The 17,300-nt window shown below is 75.0% G+C and carries 18 protein-coding genes and 1 pseudogene; 10 read left to right on the top strand and 9 right to left on the bottom strand.

Annotation, left to right across the window (positions count from 1 at the left end; all coding sequences use genetic code 11):
* Nucleotides 1–25: 25 nt before the first annotated feature.
* Nucleotides 26–1,450: a TrkH family potassium uptake protein gene (locus tag QFZ62_RS08135; RefSeq protein WP_307504058.1), complete on the bottom strand. Its 1,425-nt coding sequence runs from the start codon at nucleotides 1,448–1,450 to the stop codon at nucleotides 26–28.
* Nucleotides 1,451–1,527: 77 nt separating this feature from the next.
* Between QFZ62_RS08135 and QFZ62_RS08130 the strand changes: the two genes are divergently transcribed.
* The 3 genes from QFZ62_RS08130 (at nucleotide 1,528) to QFZ62_RS08120 (ending at nucleotide 2,611) form a co-directional block, all read left to right on the top strand.
* Nucleotides 1,528–2,079, top strand: a complete 552-nt coding sequence (locus QFZ62_RS08130) for a helix-turn-helix transcriptional regulator (RefSeq protein ID WP_307504055.1) — start codon at nucleotides 1,528–1,530, stop codon at nucleotides 2,077–2,079.
* 121 nt (nucleotides 2,080–2,200) lie between these two features.
* Nucleotides 2,201–2,440, top strand: coding sequence for a helix-turn-helix domain-containing protein (locus tag QFZ62_RS08125; RefSeq protein ID WP_011931768.1), 240 nt, complete (start codon nucleotides 2,201–2,203; stop codon nucleotides 2,438–2,440).
* A 72-nt stretch (nucleotides 2,441–2,512) separates the two neighbouring features.
* On the top strand, nucleotides 2,513–2,611 hold the full coding sequence (locus tag QFZ62_RS08120) for a 30S ribosomal protein bS22 (RefSeq protein WP_003792170.1): 99 nt from the start codon (nucleotides 2,513–2,515) through the stop codon (nucleotides 2,609–2,611).
* A gap of 144 nt (nucleotides 2,612–2,755) precedes the next feature.
* Here the strand turns inward: QFZ62_RS08120 and QFZ62_RS08115 are convergent, their stop codons facing one another.
* A complete protein-coding gene (locus QFZ62_RS08115; RefSeq protein WP_307504050.1) occupies nucleotides 2,756–3,508 on the bottom strand; it encodes an HAD family phosphatase in 753 nt (250 codons plus the stop codon).
* A 77-nt stretch (nucleotides 3,509–3,585) separates the two neighbouring features.
* Here QFZ62_RS08115 and QFZ62_RS08110 point away from each other — a divergent pair, with 77 nt between their 5' ends.
* The 4 genes from QFZ62_RS08110 to QFZ62_RS08095 all read left to right on the top strand — a co-directional run bounded on the left by QFZ62_RS08110 (nucleotide 3,586) and on the right by QFZ62_RS08095 (nucleotide 6,472).
* Nucleotides 3,586–3,846 (top strand): glutaredoxin family protein, encoded by a 261-nt coding sequence (locus QFZ62_RS08110; protein WP_307504048.1) that lies wholly within the window; start codon nucleotides 3,586–3,588, stop codon nucleotides 3,844–3,846.
* 73 nt (nucleotides 3,847–3,919) lie between these two features.
* Nucleotides 3,920–4,222: a Dabb family protein gene (locus QFZ62_RS08105; protein WP_307504044.1), complete on the top strand. Its 303-nt coding sequence runs from the start codon at nucleotides 3,920–3,922 to the stop codon at nucleotides 4,220–4,222.
* Between the two features lie 64 nt (nucleotides 4,223–4,286).
* Nucleotides 4,287–4,928 carry an ABC transporter ATP-binding protein gene (locus QFZ62_RS08100; protein WP_307504042.1) on the top strand — a complete coding sequence of 214 codons (642 nt, stop codon included), beginning with the start codon at nucleotides 4,287–4,289 and terminating at the stop codon, nucleotides 4,926–4,928.
* Nucleotides 4,925–6,472 carry a hypothetical protein gene (locus QFZ62_RS08095; protein WP_307504039.1) on the top strand — a complete coding sequence of 516 codons (1,548 nt, stop codon included), beginning with the start codon at nucleotides 4,925–4,927 and terminating at the stop codon, nucleotides 6,470–6,472. The genes QFZ62_RS08100 and QFZ62_RS08095 overlap by 4 nt, the downstream gene beginning before the upstream one ends.
* On the opposite strand, the gene QFZ62_RS08090 is transcribed toward QFZ62_RS08095, so the two are convergent.
* The 4 genes from QFZ62_RS08090 to aspS all read right to left on the bottom strand — a co-directional run bounded on the left by QFZ62_RS08090 (nucleotide 6,469) and on the right by aspS (nucleotide 10,767).
* Nucleotides 6,469–7,443: a DUF6518 family protein gene (locus QFZ62_RS08090; protein ID WP_307504033.1), complete on the bottom strand. Its 975-nt coding sequence runs from the start codon at nucleotides 7,441–7,443 to the stop codon at nucleotides 6,469–6,471. The genes QFZ62_RS08095 and QFZ62_RS08090 overlap by 4 nt on opposite strands.
* Nucleotides 7,444–7,512: 69 nt before the next feature.
* Nucleotides 7,513–7,845: an ATP-dependent DNA ligase gene (locus tag QFZ62_RS08085; protein ID WP_307504029.1), complete on the bottom strand. Its 333-nt coding sequence runs from the start codon at nucleotides 7,843–7,845 to the stop codon at nucleotides 7,513–7,515.
* A 191-nt stretch (nucleotides 7,846–8,036) separates the two neighbouring features.
* Nucleotides 8,037–9,260, bottom strand: coding sequence for an LCP family protein (locus tag QFZ62_RS08080; protein ID WP_307504026.1), 1,224 nt, complete (start codon nucleotides 9,258–9,260; stop codon nucleotides 8,037–8,039).
* Nucleotides 9,261–9,456: 196 nt separating this feature from the next.
* Nucleotides 9,457–10,767: an aspartate--tRNA(Asn) ligase gene (gene aspS, locus QFZ62_RS08075; protein ID WP_307504024.1), complete on the bottom strand. Its 1,311-nt coding sequence runs from the start codon at nucleotides 10,765–10,767 to the stop codon at nucleotides 9,457–9,459.
* 112 nt (nucleotides 10,768–10,879) lie between these two features.
* Here aspS and QFZ62_RS08070 point away from each other — a divergent pair.
* The 3 genes and pseudogenes from QFZ62_RS08070 (at nucleotide 10,880) to QFZ62_RS08060 (ending at nucleotide 13,248) form a co-directional block, all read left to right on the top strand.
* A pseudogene (locus QFZ62_RS08070) lies at nucleotides 10,880–11,717 on the top strand (LamB/YcsF family protein).
* The gene (locus tag QFZ62_RS08065) at nucleotides 11,714–12,334 is read left to right on the top strand and encodes an allophanate hydrolase subunit 1 (protein ID WP_307504020.1); all 621 of its coding nucleotides are present in this window, start codon (nucleotides 11,714–11,716) and stop codon (nucleotides 12,332–12,334) included. Before QFZ62_RS08070 ends, QFZ62_RS08065 begins: the two are co-directional and overlap by 4 nt.
* Nucleotides 12,331–13,248: a biotin-dependent carboxyltransferase family protein gene (locus QFZ62_RS08060; RefSeq protein ID WP_307504018.1), complete on the top strand. Its 918-nt coding sequence runs from the start codon at nucleotides 12,331–12,333 to the stop codon at nucleotides 13,246–13,248. Before QFZ62_RS08065 ends, QFZ62_RS08060 begins: the two co-directional genes overlap by 4 nt.
* 47 nt (nucleotides 13,249–13,295) lie before the next feature.
* On the opposite strand, the gene QFZ62_RS08055 is transcribed toward QFZ62_RS08060, so the two are convergent.
* From QFZ62_RS08055 to QFZ62_RS08045, 3 genes are all read right to left on the bottom strand, one after another.
* Entirely contained in the window at nucleotides 13,296–14,144 is an 849-nt protein-coding gene (locus QFZ62_RS08055) for a DUF2510 domain-containing protein (RefSeq protein ID WP_307504015.1), read from the bottom strand.
* A gap of 119 nt (nucleotides 14,145–14,263) precedes the next feature.
* Nucleotides 14,264–16,753 (bottom strand): excinuclease ABC subunit UvrA, encoded by a 2,490-nt coding sequence (locus QFZ62_RS08050; RefSeq protein WP_307504012.1) that lies wholly within the window; start codon nucleotides 16,751–16,753, stop codon nucleotides 14,264–14,266.
* Between the two features lie 130 nt (nucleotides 16,754–16,883).
* Nucleotides 16,884–17,096 carry a hypothetical protein gene (locus QFZ62_RS08045; RefSeq protein WP_307504011.1) on the bottom strand — a complete coding sequence of 71 codons (213 nt, stop codon included), beginning with the start codon at nucleotides 17,094–17,096 and terminating at the stop codon, nucleotides 16,884–16,886.
* Nucleotides 17,097–17,300 lie beyond the last annotated feature (204 nt).

The following is a 17,300-nucleotide window of genomic DNA, read 5'->3' as shown; positions in this document are numbered from 1 at the left end:
GGGGAAGGGGGTGCGCGTCGCCGGCTCAGCCGACGATCGGCCGCTCCTCGGAGCGCTGGAAGAGCTGGCGGCGCGTGCTCGCGGCGAGGGCCGCCGCGAGGGTCACCGTGCCGACGCGCCCCAGGAACATGGTGGCCGCGAGCACGTACTTCGCAGGATCCGTGGCCTCGGCCGTGAAGCCCGTGCTGAGCCCCGAGGTGGCGAAGGCGGAGATCGCGTCGAAGAGGACGTAGTCGAGGCGCTCGCCGGAGATCTGCAGCAGCACGATGCTGCTGAGGGCCACCGTCGTCGCGCCCCAGAGCACGATGCTCACCGCGAGGCGGAGCACGTCGCTCGGGATGCGGCGCTCGAAGACCTCCATCGACTCGCTCCCGCGGGCCTCGGCGAACGCGGCCAGGAACAGGATCGCGAGGGTCGTGACCTTGATGCCGCCGGCGGTGGACGCGGATCCGCCGCCGATGAACATGAGCATGTCGGTGACCAGCAGGCTCGCGTTGCCGAACTCGGCCATGTCGAGCGTGGAGAACCCGCCGGAGCGCGTCATCACGGACAGGAACAGGGCCTGGAAGCCGTGCTGCACGGGGTCCATGAGCGCGAAGGTCCTCTTGTTGTCCCACTCGAGCACGACGTAGGCGAGCGTGCCGAGCACGATGAGGATGAGGGACGTCCACAGCGTGAGCTTGACGTGCACGGAGAACCGCCGGGGCTTCCGCCAGCCGCGGTACACGGCGTAGATGACGGGGAAGCCGATGCTCCCGAGGAACACCCCGATCATGAGCAGGCTGAGGAACCAGTAGTCCTGGTGGTACAGCTCGAAGCCCGCCTCGCTGAACACGAATCCCGTGTTCGTGAACGCCATGAGCGAGTAGTAGAAGGAGTCGAGCAGCGCCTGGCCGAGCGGGATCCCCTCGAGGAGGATCCGGGGCAGCAGGAGCGCCGCGATCGACAGCTCGATGACGAGGGCGCTGATCGCGACCGTGAGCAGCAGCGTGCCGATCTCGCCGAGCTTCACGGCCTGGCCCTCGGCGACGGGGCCGTGGTGGATCCGCAGCGGGTTGCTGTCGCTCGCCGCCATGAGCCGGGCCTTGAGACCGAGGCGGCGGGAGACGATGAGCCCCATGATCGACGCGAGCGTGAGCACGCCGATGCCGCCGATCTGCACGCCGAGCGCGATGAACGCGTGGCCGAGCGGCGTCCAGTAGGTCGCCATGTCGACCGTGGCGAGGCCCGTGACGCAGATGGCGGACACGGCCGTGAAGAGCGCGTCGGCGAAGGGCGCGGTCTCGCCCGTCGACGTCATGCCCGGGAGCATGAGGATCGTCGTGAGCGTGAGGACGAGCGCCGCGAAGATGAGGATCGCGAACCGGGCGGGCGTGGAGTGCGCGAAGTAGTCGAGGAAGTCGCGGATGCGACCCAGGAGGGGACGCCCGTTCTCCGGCTTGACGCGCATGGTCCCCTGTCCGCTCCGGGCCCGGGTGGCCCGGATGGTCATGGTACTGCGAGCGCGGGACGGAATACCCTTCGGGCATGGCTGACATCTTCGACGTCGTGTCGGATCCCACCCGACGCGACCTCCTCCGCGTGCTGCTCGACCGACGCGCGGTGCCCGAGGCGCCGACCGGGGAGATCAGCGTCTCGGAGCTGGTGCAGACGCTCGGGATCAGCCAGCCCACCGTGTCGAAGCACCTGCGGGTGCTGCGCGACATCGGCCTCGTCTCCGTGCGGGAGGAGGGCCAGCACCGCTACTACCGCCTCGAGCCCGCGCCGCTCGAGCTGCTGGACGCATGGGTCGCCCCGTTCGTCGAGGTCGACCGGGACGAGGACGACGCGGACGAGGGCGACCGGGCGGATCCCGACACCGGGCTCCTCGGCGGCGGCCTGTCCGCCGATCCCGACGAGGACGGGGACCACGACCCGTCCGGCTATCCGTTCGCCGCGTCCCTCGGCCGGATCTGGGCGGACACCCGCTACCAGGCGGCCGCCGCCGTGCACGACGCGACGCGCGTCGCCGGGTCCGCCGGCCAGGCCTCGCTGGGCCGCCTGCGCGGTCGGAAGCAGGGGAACGCGCGGGACTCGTGATGCAGGATGTGACACGATGGACAGGCGTCCATCCGCACATCTAGACTCGCGCACCAGCGCCCGCATCGCGGGGGCAGGGGGTCCGTGAGCCGGTCACGCAGAACGAGGAGTCGATCCGCCCATGTCGCGTGACCTGTCCGACGTCCGATTCCTCACGGTGGCCGAGGTCGCCGAGATGATGCGCGTCTCCAAGATGACCGTCTACCGGCTCGTCCACTCGGGCGATCTGCCCGCCATCCGCTTCGGCCGCTCGTTCCGCGTGCCCGAGTCCGCCGTGCTCGCCGCGATCGACCCGTCGAACGCGCTGCCCGGCCAGCCCGGCGAGGCGTCGCGTCACTCCGGCATGTCGGATGTCGGCTAGACTCCTCTGAGGCTATTTTCCGCGGGTCACCAGAGCCCGCGTGTTCCGTCCGGCAACAGATGAGGTGCCCCTATGGGTTCAGTGATCAAGAAGCGTCGCAAGCGCATGGCGAAGAAGAAGCACCGCAAGCTGCTTCGCAAGACGCGTCACCAGCGCCGCAACAAGAAGTAGAGCGGACGCGTCCACGAGGGCGCCGCACGCGAGGAGAGGACGCCGACCCGGCGACGGGGCGGCGTCCTCTTCGTGCGTCCGGGGTCCGGCGTCCTGCGGCCGGCCGGCGGCCGGGGGTCAGGCGCCCGGCGGGCGGGAGCCGGCTCAGGCCGCGGGGGATCCCCCGGCCTGAGCGGCCTCGCGGCGCACGCGCCGGCGGGCGTCGCGGATACTCGCGCGCCGCAGCCGCATCGACGGCCAGCCGGACTCGCGGGCGTGGGCGGCGAGCGCCTGGTCCGGGTTGACGACCACCGGGTGGCCGACGAGCGTGAGCAGCGGGATGTCGTGCCGGGAGTCGGAGTAGGCCCAGCACGCCCCGGCGTCCGCGCCCGTCCGCGTGAGGAGCCCCCGGGCGGCGGCGGCCTTGTGCGCGCCGTGCAGGAACTCGCCCTCGAGGCGTCCCGTGTACGCGCCGTCGTGCACCTCGAGCGCGCTGCCGAGCGCGCCCGTGAGGCCGAGGCGGCGGGCGATCACGTCGGCGAGGAACGACGGCGACGCGGTGACCAGCCAGACCTGGTGGCCCTTCGCGAGGTGCTCCTGCGCGAGGCCGAGCGTCTCCGGCCAGACCATCGGGGCGGTGTGCCGCTCGTAGATGTCGTCCGCGAGCCGTGCCATGTCCGCGACGGTGACCCCGGTGACGACCTCGAGGCCGCGGGCCCGGGCGGACGCGAGATGACGGTCGTTCTCGCCGCGCGCCTTGAACCGCGCGTGCTTCCATCCGGCGCCCACGATGTCGCGCACGGTGAGGAGGCCGGCCGCGCGGAGCCCCCGCACGAGGTGGAAGACGCTCGCGCCGTGGACGAGGGTGTTGTCCACGTCGAAGAACGCGAGGATCGGGGTGCGCGCCTCATCGACCATGATCGCCTCAGCGTAGGCGACGCTCCTGGCACCCGGGCCGGGGCGGGGTCGCAGGGGCCCTCGCCTACGCTGGGCGGATGAGCGCAACGGTCCTCACCCTCGTCGGCAAGCCCGGCTGCCACCTCTGCGACGACGCGCGCGAGGTCGTGACCGGCGTGCTCGGCGGCCTCCCCGCGGACCGCGCGGCCGAGGTCACGCTGGAGGAGCGGAGCATCCTCGACGACCGGGCCCTCGCCGACCGCTTCGCCGAGGAGATCCCGGTGCTGCTCATCGACGGGCGCGTGCACAACTACTGGCGCATCGACGCCGACCGGCTGCGGGCGGCGCTCGCGCGCTGATCCGGAGCCGCTCCCGCGGAGTCGCTCCCGGCGCGGCTGCTCCCGCACGGCCGACCGCGGATAGGGTCGGGGCATGACCCTCCGCCACGTCGTCTCCTGGAAGCTCGCCGACCGCGATCCCGCCGCCCTCGACCGGGACGCCGCGCGCGTCCGCGAGGCGCTCGAGACGCTGCCCGGGCTCGTGCCCGGCGTCCGCTCCTTCCAGGTGGGACGCGACGTGGTCGGATCCGCGCGCAGCCACGACCTCGTGCTCATCGCCGACTTCGACGACCGCGCGGGGCTGGAGGCCTACGACGTGCACCCCGAGCACCAGCGCGTCGCCGCGTTCGTGCGCAGCCTGGTCGCGTCCGCGGCGTCGGTCGACTTCGAGGTGTAGCCGCCGGCTCCGCAGCGCCCGGAAGCGCTTCCGCCCGGCTCCGGCCGTGCGCGAGACTGGCCCGATGGGGGATGCGGTCGAGGTCGAGCGGGTGTCGGTGGTCGTGGACGGGATCCCGCTGCTGCGGCCCGTCGACCTGGTGGTCGGCGCGGGCGAGGCCGTCGCCGTCACCGGGCCGAACGGCGCCGGGAAGACCACCCTCCTGCGCGTGCTCGCGGGGATCAGCCGGCCGACCACGGGATCCGCCCGCGTGCAGGGGCGCCTCGTCGACGAGCGCGACCCGGCCTTCCGGCGCGCGGTGTCCGGATCCATCGGCCACCCGCCCGTGGCGCGCGACCTGACGCTCGCCGAGCACCTCGCCGTGATCGCCGCGACCTGGGGCGCGGACGCCGAGGCCGCCCGCGAACGTGCGGCGGCGCACCTCGACCGGTGGCGGCTCACGTCCCTCGCCCGCCGCTTCCCGCACGAGCTGTCCTCCGGGCAGTCGCAGCTCGCCGCGCTCGCCATGGCGACCGTGCGCCCCCACGACGTCCTGCTGCTCGACGAGCCCGAGCAGCGGCTCGATCCCGAACGGATGCAGCTCGTGATCCGGATCCTCCGCGAGGAGCTCGACGACGGCCGCACGGTCGTGCTCGCCACGCACAGCCCGGTGCTCCGCGACGCGGTGGCGCGCCGGGCCGTCGCGCTCGCGGGCGACGCGGCGTGAGGGGCGGCCGCGCCCTCCGCGCCCTCCGCGCCCTCCGCGCCGTCCGGTCGATCCGCCTCGCGCGCGGCGGCGCCTCGGCGATGGACCTCGCCTACGCCGTGTACGCGGGGGTCCTCACGGTGCTGATCGTCGGGGTCCCCGTGCTCCGCGCCGTCGTGCTGGAGCTCGCGGAGCCTCGGGCGGCCGCCGTGCTCGTCGAGCACGGGCCGACCGCCGCGGCCGTGGTCTCGGGCCTCGCGGCGACGGCGCTCGTCCTGGCGGGCGGGGCACGCGGCCCGGCGCTGCTGCCGCCGTTCCTCACCTCCGCGCTCGTGGGCAGCGATCTGCCGCGGGCGGCGGTGCTCGCGCGGCCGGCCGTGCGCGCCGTCCTCGGGTGCGCCGGGCTCGCCGGGATCGCGGCGCTCGTGCCGGGGCTCGCCCTGCTCGTGGCGGGCGCGTCGGACCCCGGGGCGGTCGTCGCCTGGACCGCGGGCGGGACGCTCGTCGGCGTGCTCCTCGCGGGCTGCTGGCTCGCGGGGCAGCGGCTGACGCCGGGCGGGCGCGCCGGTGCGGCCGCCGTGCTGCTCGGATCCACCGCGGTCGCCGTGCTGGCGCCCGTGCCGCTCGTGCCGTGGGCCGGCCTCGCGTCGCTCGTGCCCGGGGGCGGGGCCGGTGGCGGCCCGGCCGGGGGATCCGCCGCCGGGCTCGGGGTGCTCGCCGCGTCCGCCGCCGTGGCGCTCGCGGTCATGCCCGTGCTCCTCGGCGGCCTCCGCGGAGCCGAGCTGCTCGCGCAGGCCCAGCGCTGGCAGACGGCCACGACGCTCGCCACCACGGGCGACCTCGCGATGGCCGCGGGCGGCTTCCGGCCCGTGCCGCGGATCGGGCGCGGGTGGCGCGCCGTCAGCGGCGGATCCCCGGCGGCCCTCGTCCTCCGGCGCGACCTCGTGGGGGCGCTCCGCACGCCGGTGCGCGCGGCCTCCGCCTGCCTCGGCATCGCGGCCGCCGGTGCCCTCGTGGCCGTGGCGCTCGACGGCGCGGGGGCGGCGCTCGGGGTGCCCGCGGTCGGCGCCGCGCTCGTCGCCTTCCTCGCGCTCGGCGTCGGGGCGGACGGCTTCCGGCACGTCGTCGAGGTGTCGTCCGCGCCGCCGCTCTACGGGATCCCGACCGGGCGCCTGCTCCTCCTCCATGCCGCGCTGCCCGCGACGGCCGGCGGTGCGTGCGCGCTCGCGGGGGCGGGGATCGCCGTCGCGGCGGGCGCTGGCGGGGCGGCGCTCGTCGCGGCCCCGGCCGTCGTGCTGCTGCTCGTCGTCGTCCGCGCCCTCGACGCAGCGAAGGGACCGCTGCCGCTCGAGGTCATGGCGCCCGTGCCCACCCCGGCGGGCGACGCCTCCGCGCTCGTGGTCGCCGCCTGGCAGGCCGATGCGCTGATCCTGGCGGGCGGATCGGTCCTCGCGGTCGTGTCCGCCGTCGCGGCGGTCGGGCCCGTCGGCGCCGCGCTCGTCGTGCCGATCGGGCTCGGGGTGGCGTTCCGCTCGCGCCGGCGGATCGCCGCGGTGCGGGGCTAGCCGCGCATTGCGACGGCGCGCATCCGCCGTCGGCGCCGCACCGCCGCCACGAGGAAGGCGACGCCCAGGACGATCTCGAGGGTCCAGTACACGGGGCTGGTGGTGTCCGACACCGTCCGGAGCGCCCAGATCCCCTCCGCGACGAGCACGGCGCTGAGCGGCACGACCCCGGCGACGGCCCAGCCGGGCGACCCGTGCCGCACGAGCGCCGCGGCGACGCCGATGACGGGCCCCGCGACGAGGCCGATCGGGACCCACATGGACGAGAACGGGCCCGCGAGGAAGTAGCCGCGCCAGAGGCTGACGATGCCGTAGGCCTCCACCATCGCGACGAAGGACACGGCGCCGAGCACGGTCCCGAGCAGCGGGCGTGCCCGCGAGAGCCAGACGCCGAGGAAGGCGAGCATGCTCCAGCCGCCCGCCGAGTTCGCGAGCGAGTCGACCGAGTCGGGCAGGAAGCCCTGTGCGGGGCTCGTGACGCCGCCCACGAGGAGGCTGTACACGAGGACGACCGCGGTCGCGCGGAGCGCGCTCCGGACGGTCTCGCGGGCGGGCGCGGGCGCGTGCGCTTCCGCGACGGGGCGGGACGGGTGCGTCGTGCGGCGGGCGGCGGGTGCGGCGGACGCGTCGGATCGGGTCATGGCCTCACCCTCGCAGCGGCCGGGGACTGGGTCGTCGGCCGAGCGGAGGACCCCCGTACGCACCGGGATGCAGGTCGCGCCGGGACTCCGGTCGACCCGGCGAGCAGGTCGCGTCCAGGCGCGGGGGCGGGCCTCGTCGAGGATCCGCACGGCCACGTCCGCGGGGACGGTGTAGGTGATCGTGGCCGTGATCCGCGCCACGTCGTCGGGGGAGACCCTCGTGTTGTCGAAGTCGACCGACACGTCGCGCACCTCCCGGTCGAGTGCGGCGGCGGCGTCGGCCGCGGTGAGGATCGCGTCGTCGTCGTAGGGCAGGTTCGTGAGGGCCATGGCGTCCTTCGGGGCGTCGCGCGGGTGCGCGGGGATGGTCGGGGGAGCGGCGGAGATCCGGGAAGGCGGTCAGTCGGTCCGGGGCGCGGCGTGCGGGGCCGCGCCGGCGGGCGGCTCGGGCAGGAGATGGAGGCCGCCGCCGGTGTTCGCGCTCTCCATCAGCACGTCCACCCAGGCCGGGTTGATGGCGGGGGAGCGGCTGCCGGAGAAGCGGAAGTGGAGGGGGAGCTCGGGGGCGACCCACACCGTGCTGCGGCCGTCGCCCTCGGACGCCGGGTACTTCCACGAGAACGCGAAGCTCTCCTTCCGGCGGAGCTTGTTGAGCATCACGATCTGGAGGTGCGCGAGCGCACGGTCGTCGATGGTGGTGCGCGTGGTGCCGTCGAAGATCAGCTGGCCCATGCGGTGCTCCCCTGTGACCCGTCCTGGTGTCCCTCGAGGGCACGGGTCGTGCTGATCCCGTGGAGTCCACTGCTCGGCGACCCGCGGGCGAGGGCACCGAGCGATGGGAGAGATATTACGGCAACGGAGGAAAAGTGCGGCTCGATCGCGGGCATCCCGTCGCGCGGCGGATGCCCGGCGGCGCGGACGCGTCAGCCGTTCGAGCAGGTCTCCTCGGACGCCGTCTGGCCGGTGACGCCCTCGGGGAGCACGGCGGGGGCCGAGGGATCCGCGGACGGGGCGGTGCCGGTGTCGGGCGTCGGCGCGGGGGCGGGATCCGGTGCCGCGACCCCCTGCCCCGTGCTGCCCGGCGCGAGCGCGAAGTCGGCGTCGGCCGCGAGGAGGCGGATCAGCTCGTCGCCCTGGGCGACGTCCTGCGCCACGCGCCCGGACTCGAGCCGGATGCTCGGGTACTGGACGAACGTGAAGCGGTCGAGGGGGATGTCCTTCACGGTGAGGGCGAGCGAGGCGATCGCGGCCGGGCTGTCGAGCGACGTCGACAGGACCATGTTGTCGATGGCGGCGCGGGCGATGCCGTAGACCCTCGCCGGATTCGTGAGCGTGTCCGACGCCGTGATGGTGCGCAGCAGCGCGCTGAGGAACACCTGCTGGTTGCTGATGCGGTCGATGTCGCTCCCGTCGCCCACGCCATGGCGGGTGCGGAGGAACTGGACGGCCTCGCGCCCCTGCAGCGGGTGCACCCCGGGCTGCAGGTCGAGGTCCGTCTTGGGGTCGTGGAGGCGGTTCGCGATGCAGACCGGCACCCCGCCCACGGCGTTCGACATCTCGACGACGCCGTTGAACTGGATCACGCCGCCGTACGGGATGTCGAGACCCGTGATGGCCTCCACGGCGCGCACGACGCACGGGAGGCCGCCGTTCTTGAGCGCCACGTTGATCTGCTCCCCGGACGACGCGGGGACCTCCGCCCCGTCCGGACCCGTGCACGACGGCATGTCGACGAGCATGTCGCGCGGGAACGAGACGACCGTCGCGCGCGTGTGGTCCTCGCTGATGTGGAGGAGCATCGTCACGTCGTTCAGGTTCCCGGTCAGCACGTCGCGCCCCGTGCCGTAGCCGTCGCCCTGGCCCTCGCGGGTGTCGCCGCCGACCAGCAGGATGTTCGCGCCCCCGTCGATCGCGCCGATGGACGGCGGAGGCGCCTGCCCGTCGCCGATCTCCACCGAGTTCGCCTCCAGGGTCCGCGCGAGGTCCCACGCGGCGTACGCGGCCACGGATCCGGTGCTCACGACCGCGACGGCCGCGACGATGACGGCGGCCAGCGCCGCCGTCCGCGCCCCGCTCGGCTTCCGCAACCGGCCGTGCCGGGCGATGCCGTGCGCGCGGCTGCGGTCGTGTCGCGTCTCGTCGGGCATGCGGGCTCCTCGGCGTCGGGCGGAGGCCGTCCCGGTCGGGAGGGCCGTGCCTGCCACGCTACGGACGCCCTCGCCGGCGCGGTTCCCCCGGGCGATGTAGATCCGCGCCCCCGAACGCGTGCCCCCGATCGCGTGCCCCGCACGCGGGACGGCCCGACCCCCTGCGCGGGGATCGGGCCGTCCGGTGGAGCAGGACCTACGGGGTGAGGCGGTTCGGACCGCGGAAGAGGTACGTGACCTCGCGCAGGTTCGACTGGTGCAGGAGGAGCATCAGCACGCGGTTGAGGCCCATGCCGAAGCCGCCGTGCGGGGGCACGCCGTAGCGGAAGAAGTCGAGGTACGAGCCGAGCTCCTCGGGGTCGAGCCCCTTCTCACGGGCCTGCTCCTCGAGCACCTCGACGCGGTGCTCGCGCTGGGCGCCCGTGGTGATCTCGACGCCGTTCCAGATGAGGTCGTAGCTGTTCGTGAGCGACGGGTCGCCGGCCTTGCGCATGTGGTAGAACGGCCGGATCGACGACGGGTAGTCGGTGAGGAACACGAACTCGTGGCCGAACTCCTCCATCACGTGCGCCGCGATCTGGCGCTCGCCCTCGGGGTCGAGGTCATCGTCGGCGCGGTCGATCACGTGACCGCGCTTCGCGACGATCTCCTTGGCCTCGAGCAGCGGGATCCGCGGGAACGGCACGCTCGGCACCGTCACCTCCACGTCGAACAGCTCGCGGATCTCGTCGCCGTGCTTCTCCTTCACCGCGGTGAGCGCGGCGACGATGAGCTCCTCCTGGAGGCGCGCGACGTCCTCGTGGCTCTCGATCCAGCTGATCTCCGCGTCCACGGAGGTGAACTCGGTCGCGTGGCGCGAGGTGAAGGACGGGTCGGCGCGGAACGCCGGGCCGACCTCGAACATCTTGCCGAAGCCCGCGGACTGGGCCATCTGCTTGAAGAACTGCGGGCTCTGCGCGAGGTACGCGACGCCGTCGAAGTAGTCGACCTTGAACAGCTCGGCGTTCGACTCGGAGGGCGTGGCCATGAGCTTCGGGGAGAAGACCTCGATGAAGTCGTGCTCGACCCAGTAGGTGCGCATGGCGTGGACGAGCGTGGTCTGCACGCGGAAGATCAGCGAGTTGCGGGGCGCGCGCAGGTCGATGAAGCGCCAGTCGAGGCGCTTGTCGATGGAGGAGTCGGCCGCGATGGGCGTCTCCGGGATGGCCGCGCCCGCGACCTCGATGCCGGCGAGGCCGATCTCGAGCCCGCCGAGCTTGACGCGCTCGTCGTGCTTGAGCGTGCCGGTGGCGGTGAGGAAGGTGCCCGCGGCGAGGCCGGAGATGGTGTCGGCGGTCGCGTCCTCGTCGCCCTGGCGCTTGTAGGTGAGCTGCACCGCGCCGGACTCGTCGCGGAGGATCACGAACTGGATCTTCTTCTGGTCCCGGACGGTCTCGACCCATCCGGAGACGGCCACGTCCCCGTCGTCGAGGGCGGCCAGGTTCTTGATCAGGGTTCGGGTGGTCACGGTCGTCGAGTCTATCCGCGCCCGTGTCGGGCCGGTCGCCCCGCGGGCCGCCTAGCCTGGTGGGGACGGCGCCGCGACGCGCGGCCGCCGCGCCCGGTGCAGGGGAGACGCCATGCAGATCGACCTCAACAGCGACCTCGCCGAGTCCTTCGGCCGCTGGACCCTCGGCGACGACGACGCGATGCTCGACGTCGTCTCGAGCGCCAACGTCGCGTGCGGCTTTCACGCCGGCGACCCGATCGTGATGCTGCACGCGCTCGAGCGGGCGGCCCGGAACGGCGTGGCCGTCGGCGCGCACGTGGCCTACCGCGACCTCGCGGGCTTCGGCAGGCGCGACCTCGACGCGTCGCCCGCCGAGCTCACGGGCGACGTGCTCTACCAGCTCGCCGCGATCTCCGGCATGGCCCGCACGGTCGGCGCGCGAGTCTCCTACATCAAGCCGCACGGCGCCCTCTACAACCGCCATCGCGCACGACCCGGTGCAGGCGCAGGCCGTGGTGGACGCGGTCGTCGCGCTCGACCCGACGCTCCCCGTGCTCGGGCTGCCCGGCTCCGAGATCCTCCGGCTCGCGGAGGCCGCCGGGCTGCCCACGCGCGTCGAGGCCTTCACCGACCGGGCGTACACGCCGGAGGGGGCGCTCGTGTCCCGGCGGCAGGAGGGCGCGGTGATCCACGACCCGGCCGAGGTCGCGGCCCGCTCCGTGCGGATGGCCACGGAGGGCACGGTCGTGGCGATCGACGGATCCGTCGTGCGGCTCGACCCCGACTCCCTCTGCCTGCACAGCGACACCCCGGGCGCCGTGGTGCTGGCCCGCGCGGTGCGGGAAACGCTCGAGGCGGCGGGCGTCGCGGTGCGGCCCGTGCCCGACGCGGGCGACGCGGCCGACGCCGACGGATCCGCCGCCACGGGATCCCGCGCGCTCCCCGCCCGCGACCGGCGCGCCCTGTGACCCTCCGGCTGCTCCCGTGCGGCGACGCCGCCGTCATGCTCGACCTCGACTCCCTCGACGAGGTGCTCCGCCTGCAGCCCGTGCTCGACGCGACGCGACCGGCCGGGGTCGTCGACGTCGTGCCCGGTGCGCGCAGCATCCTCGTGACCGTGGATCCGGGCGTGCTGCCCCTCGCTGCCGCCCGCGCCTGGGCGCTCGCCGCCCGACCCGCCGACGAGGCGGGCGCGCGCGGCGGCGACCCGGTGGAGATCGAGGTGGTCTACGACGGCGAGGACCTGGCCGACGTGGCCGCGCTCCTCGGCATCGGGGAGCGCGAGGTCGTGGAGCGCCACACCTCCGGCACCTGGACGGTCGCGTTCGGCGGCTTCGCGCCCGGCTTCGGCTACCTCGCGGGGGTGCCCGGCCTCGAGGTGCCGCGCCGGTCGTCGCCGCGACCGCGCGTCCCGGCCGGGGCCGTCGCGCTCGCCGGGGAGTTCAGCGGCATCTACCCGCGCGCCTCCCCGGGCGGCTGGCAGCTCATCGGCACCACGCGGGTGGTGCTGTGGGATCCTGCGCGGGAGCCGGCGGCGCTCCTCGAACCCGGATCCGCCGTGCGCTTCCGCGAGGCGACGGCGTGAGCGGCGTCCCGGCCGCCCGCCGCGGTCGGCGGGCCTCCGCGCCCGTCGCCCCCGCGCTCGTCGTCGAGCGCACCGGCCCGCTCATGCTCGTGCAGGACGCCGGCCGGCCCGGGCACGGCGGCATCGGCGTCTCGCCGTCCGGGGCGCTGGATCCGCGCGCCCTCGCCGACGCCAACCTCCTCGTCGGCAACGCGCCCGGCGCCGCGGGCCTGGAGATCGTGCTCGGCGGCGCGGTGCTGCGCGCGACCGCGGCGGTCTGGGTCGCGGTGACGGGTGCGGTCGGGCCGCTCGTCCGCACGGCGGGACGCGCGGCCCGGCCCGCGCCGTACGCGGCCGCGGTGCTGCTCGACGCGGGCGACACCCTGGAGATCGGCGCGGCCGAGCGCGGGATCCGCTGGTACCTGGCCGTCCGCGGCGGCATCGACGTGGCGCCCGTCCTCGGCTCCCGCGCCACCGACCTGCTCTCGCGCGTCGGCCCGGCGCCGGTCGCGGCGGGCGACGTGCTGCCCGTGGGGTCCGCGTCCGCCGGCCCCGTCCCGCCCGTCGACTCGCTCGCCGTCACGGCGCCCGCGGACGGCGAGGTGATCCTCCGCGCGTCGCCCGGGCCGCGCCTGGACTGGTTCGCCGACGGGTCCTGGGCCGCGCTCCTCGACGGCCGTTGGGAGGTCACCGCCGAGGCCGACCGCGTCGGGGTCCGCCTCGACGGCACCCCGCTCGAGCGGCGGATCCCCGGAGAGCTCCCCAGCGAGGGCGTCGTCAAGGGCGCGCTCCAGGTGCCGCCCTCCGGCCGGCCGATCCTGTTCCTCGCCGACCACCCGATGACGGGCGGCTACCCGGTGATCGGCGTGGTCGCGCGCGACGACGTCCGGCTCGCCGCGCAGCTGCGCCCCGGCCAGCGCATCCGCTTCGTGTGAGCGGACGCGCCGACCGGGGCGCAGGGGGCGGGCGGGCCGCCGCGTGATCAGAAGCCGCCGGTGCCGTACATCCGCATCGCGGACGAGAAGACCTCGACGAGCTTCACCAGGGCGATGAACATGACGATGACGTTGAGCCCGATCCAGAGCCAGATCGGCGCCAGCGCGTTCGCCGGCGCGCCCTCGATGCGGCGGCGGACGACGATCGAGCGGCCGATGAGGTAGACGCCGCCGGCGACGGGGATGAAGGCCCACGCCCAGTGGAACGGGCGCACGATCCCGCGACGCGTGAGCTCGCGCCAATCGAGGAACGCGAGGACGACCGTGCCGGCGTACACGAGCAGCTGGACGAGGCTGGAGAGGGCGGACGCGATGGCCGCCTCGGGGCGCGGGCCGGCCGAGCGGAGGTCGAGGGCGCTGCCGTAGTCCTGCGTCGCCGCGAAGGCGATCGACAGGACCGGCAGGGCCGCGAGCACCCAGATCGCCCACGTGAAGGGGGACGTCGACGCGGGCACCTTCGGCGGCGGCGTCGGCGCGCCGTAGGGCTGCTGGCCGTAGCCCGCCTGCGCGTAGGGCTGCTGGGCGTACGGCTGCTGCGCGGAGGGCTGCTGCGCGTACGACGGCTGCGGAGCCTGCTGCCCATAGGCGGGCGGCGCGGCCGGGGCCTCGACGGGCGGCACGTGCGACGCGGCGGGGGCCGACGCGGGGGCCTGCTCGGCGGATCCGCGCGCGGTCCCGTCCTCGCCGGTCGGCTCCGAGGCCGACGAGACGGCCGCGGGCGCGTCCGTCAGGTGGTCGGTCCAGCGGGACCCGTCCCACCAGCGCAGGCGGTCGGATCCGGCGGGGTCCGCGTACCAGCCCGCGGGCGTGGAGGGTGTTCCGGTCGAGTCAGTCACGAGGTGCTCCTAGCGAGGTGCGGGTGCCGATGAGGGCGTCGGACGCGCGCGCGGCGCGGACGCTGGACGTCACACTACCCACGTCGGCCTGGGCCCGGGCCGACCCGGTCGACCCCCGTTCAGGACGCGCCGAGACGCCGCGCCAGGTACGGCGCCGTGCGGCTGCCCGCGGTCCCCGCGACCTCCCGCGGGGTGCCCTGCGCCACGATCCGCCCGCCCTGGTCGCCGCCCGACGGCCCGAGGTCGATGACCCGGTCCGCGTCCGCCACCACGTCCATCTCGTGCTCCACGACGACGACCGTGTTCCCCGCGTCGACGAGCCCCTGGAGCTGGCGGAGGAGCAGCACGACGTCGGCCGGGTGCAGGCCCGTCGTCGGCTCGTCCAGCAGGTAGAGGGTGTGGCCGCGGGGCGCGCGCTGCAGCTCGGTGGCCAGCTTGATGCGCTGGGCCTCGCCGCCCGACAGCTCGGTCGCGGGCTGCCCGAGCCGCAGGTAGCCGAGCCCGACGTCGCGCAGGGTGGCGAGGGCCCGGGCGGCGAGGGGCACGTCGGCGAGGAAGCCGTGCGCCTCGTCCACCGTCATCGCCAGCACGTCCGCGATCGAGCGCCCGCGGTACGCGATCTCCAGTGTCGCCGGCTCGTACCGGGCGCCGTGGCAGGTGGGGCACGGCCCGTAGGAGCCGGGGAGGAAGAGGAGCTCGACGGTCACCGATCCCTCGCCCTGGCAGGTCTCGCACCGGCCGCCCGCGACGTTGAAGGAGAACCGGCCCGCGCCGTAGCCGCGGGCGCGCGCCTCGTCGGTGGCGGCGTACGTCCGCCGGACCGCGTCGAAGAGCCCCGTGTAGGTGGCGAGCGTCGAGCGCGGGGTGCGGCCGATGGGCCGCTGGTCTACGGAGACGAGCCGGTCGACCGCCTCGGCGCCCTCCACCCGGGCGATGCGGGCGGGGCCGGAGGCGTCGTCGGCCGGCTCGGCGGCGTCGGCCGCCTCGACCACCACGCGGTCGGGCGCGAGCGAGGCCCGCAGCAGGTCCGGCAGCACGCGGCTCACGAGCGTCGACTTGCCGGATCCCGAGACTCCCGTCACGGCGACCATCACCCCGAGCGGGATCTCCACGTCGAGGTCCACGAGGTTGTGCAGCGTCACGCCGGTCGCGCGGATGCTCCCGGTGGGCGTCCGCGGAGTGCGCTCGGCCCGCGCCGGCGCGAGGTCGGGGAAGAGGTGCGGGCGCGTCGCCGACGCGGTCACGTCCCGGAGGCCCGTAACCGGACCGCTGTAGAGCACGGATCCGCCGGCCTGCCCCGCGCCCGGCCCGACGTCGACGATCCAGTCGGCCCGCCGCACGACGTCCATGTCGTGCTCGACCACGAAGACCGAGTTGCCGGAGTCGCGCAGCTGCTCGAGCACCTCGAGGAGCGGCTCCGCGTCGGCCGGGTGCAGGCCCGCCGACGGCTCGTCGAGCACGTAGACCACGCCGAACAGGCCCGACCGCAGCTGCGTCGCGAGCCGGAGCCGCTGCATCTCGCCGGGCGAGAGCGTCGTCGTGACGCGGCCGAGGCTGAGGTAGCCGAGCCCGAGGTCGACGAGCACGGCGAGGCGCGCCACGAGGTCGGTCGTGATCGTCACGGCGACGTCGCCCATGACGTCCGTCGGTGCGATGGCCGCGGCGAGGTCCGCGAGCGTGAGCGCGTTGAGCTGCTGGATGCTGCGGCCCGCGAAGGTCACGGCCAGCGCCTCGGGCGTGAGGCCGCTGCCGCCGCACCGCTCGCACGTGCCCGAGACCATGTGTGCGAGCGCCGCCTCGCGGAGGCGCGGGCTCGCCGAGTCGGCCAGCGTGTGCAGGACGTAGGAGCGCGCGCTCCAGAAGCGCCCGTTGTACGGCTTCGCGACCCGGTCGCGCTGCGGGGTGATCTGCACCACGGGCTGCTCCTCGGTGAAGAGGAGCCAGTCGCGCGCCTCCCGCGGGAGATCGCGCCACGGCACGTCCACGTCGTGCCCGAGCGCGATCACGATGTCGCGCAGGTTCTTGCCCTGCCAGGCGCCCGGCCACGCGGCGACCGCTCCCTCGCGGATGCTGAGCGACGGATCCGGCACGAGCGACGCCTCGGTCACGGTGTGCGCGACGCCGAGGCCGTGGCAGACGGGGCACGCACCCGCGGCGGTGTTGGGGGAGAAGGCGTCGGAGTCGAGCCGCCCCTGCCCGGCGGGATAGGCGCCCGCGCGGGACATCAGCATCCGCAGCGAGTTGGACAGGGTGGTCACCGTGCCGACCGTCGAGCGCGTGCTCGGCGCCCCGCGCCGCTGCTGCAGGGCGACCGCGGGCGGGAGGCCCGTGATGCTCTCGACGTGCGGCGTCTGCTCCTGCCGGATCAGCCGGCGGGCGTACGGCGCGACCGACTCGAAGAACCGGCGCTGCGCCTCCGCGTAGACGGTGCCGAACGCGAGCGACGACTTGCCGGATCCCGACACCCCCGTGAAGGCGACGATGCGGTCGCGCGGGATGTCGACGTCCACGTCCCGGAGGGTGTTCTCCGACGCGCCCCGCACGCGCACGAAGCCGTCGGCGCGGTCGTCGGGGGCAGGGGGAGTCGGGGTCGTTCCGGGGGCGGGCACCTGATCGACCCTAGGCCCGGGTCGGTCGTCGCCCCGCCGTCCGCGCCCCGTCCGTCCGAGCAGGTCCGCGCGTCGCGGCGGCGTCCGTCGCGCGTCGCGGCGGCGTCCATCGCGCGCCGCGGCGAGCGGGTCAGGACAGGGCGGCGCGTGCCTCGGCGAGCGTGGGGAAGTCGCCGACGTCGCGGCCGAGGCGGTCGGTCACGTGGAAGCCCGCGCCCCACCTCTCCTCGGACATGCCGGCGAACTCGTCGCCGCGTCGGGCGACCCAGAGTCCGGCGGCCACGGGCGACCAGCTGATGCGGGGGACGTCGGTGATGCCGGGTGCGGCCTGCGTGAGAGCCATGGCTCCTCCTTCTCCGCGGATCGTCGTCGATTCCGCGTCTGCGTCCGCGGCGTGGATGCGCGCTCGCGGCTGGGTGGACATCTAATGTATGCGCACTAATCACTTGCGCACAGGGCTTCCGGGCGGATCCGCAGGATGGTGGGGTCCCGGGTGGGGCGATCCGGGGAGATCGACGACGAGGGGCCGCCCGCGCGAACGCGGACG

This window comes from Clavibacter sp. B3I6, from assembly GCF_030816895.1.
GTDB lineage: Bacteria > Actinomycetota > Actinomycetes > Actinomycetales > Microbacteriaceae > Clavibacter.
This window is presented reverse-complemented; position numbering and strand designations above follow the sequence as displayed.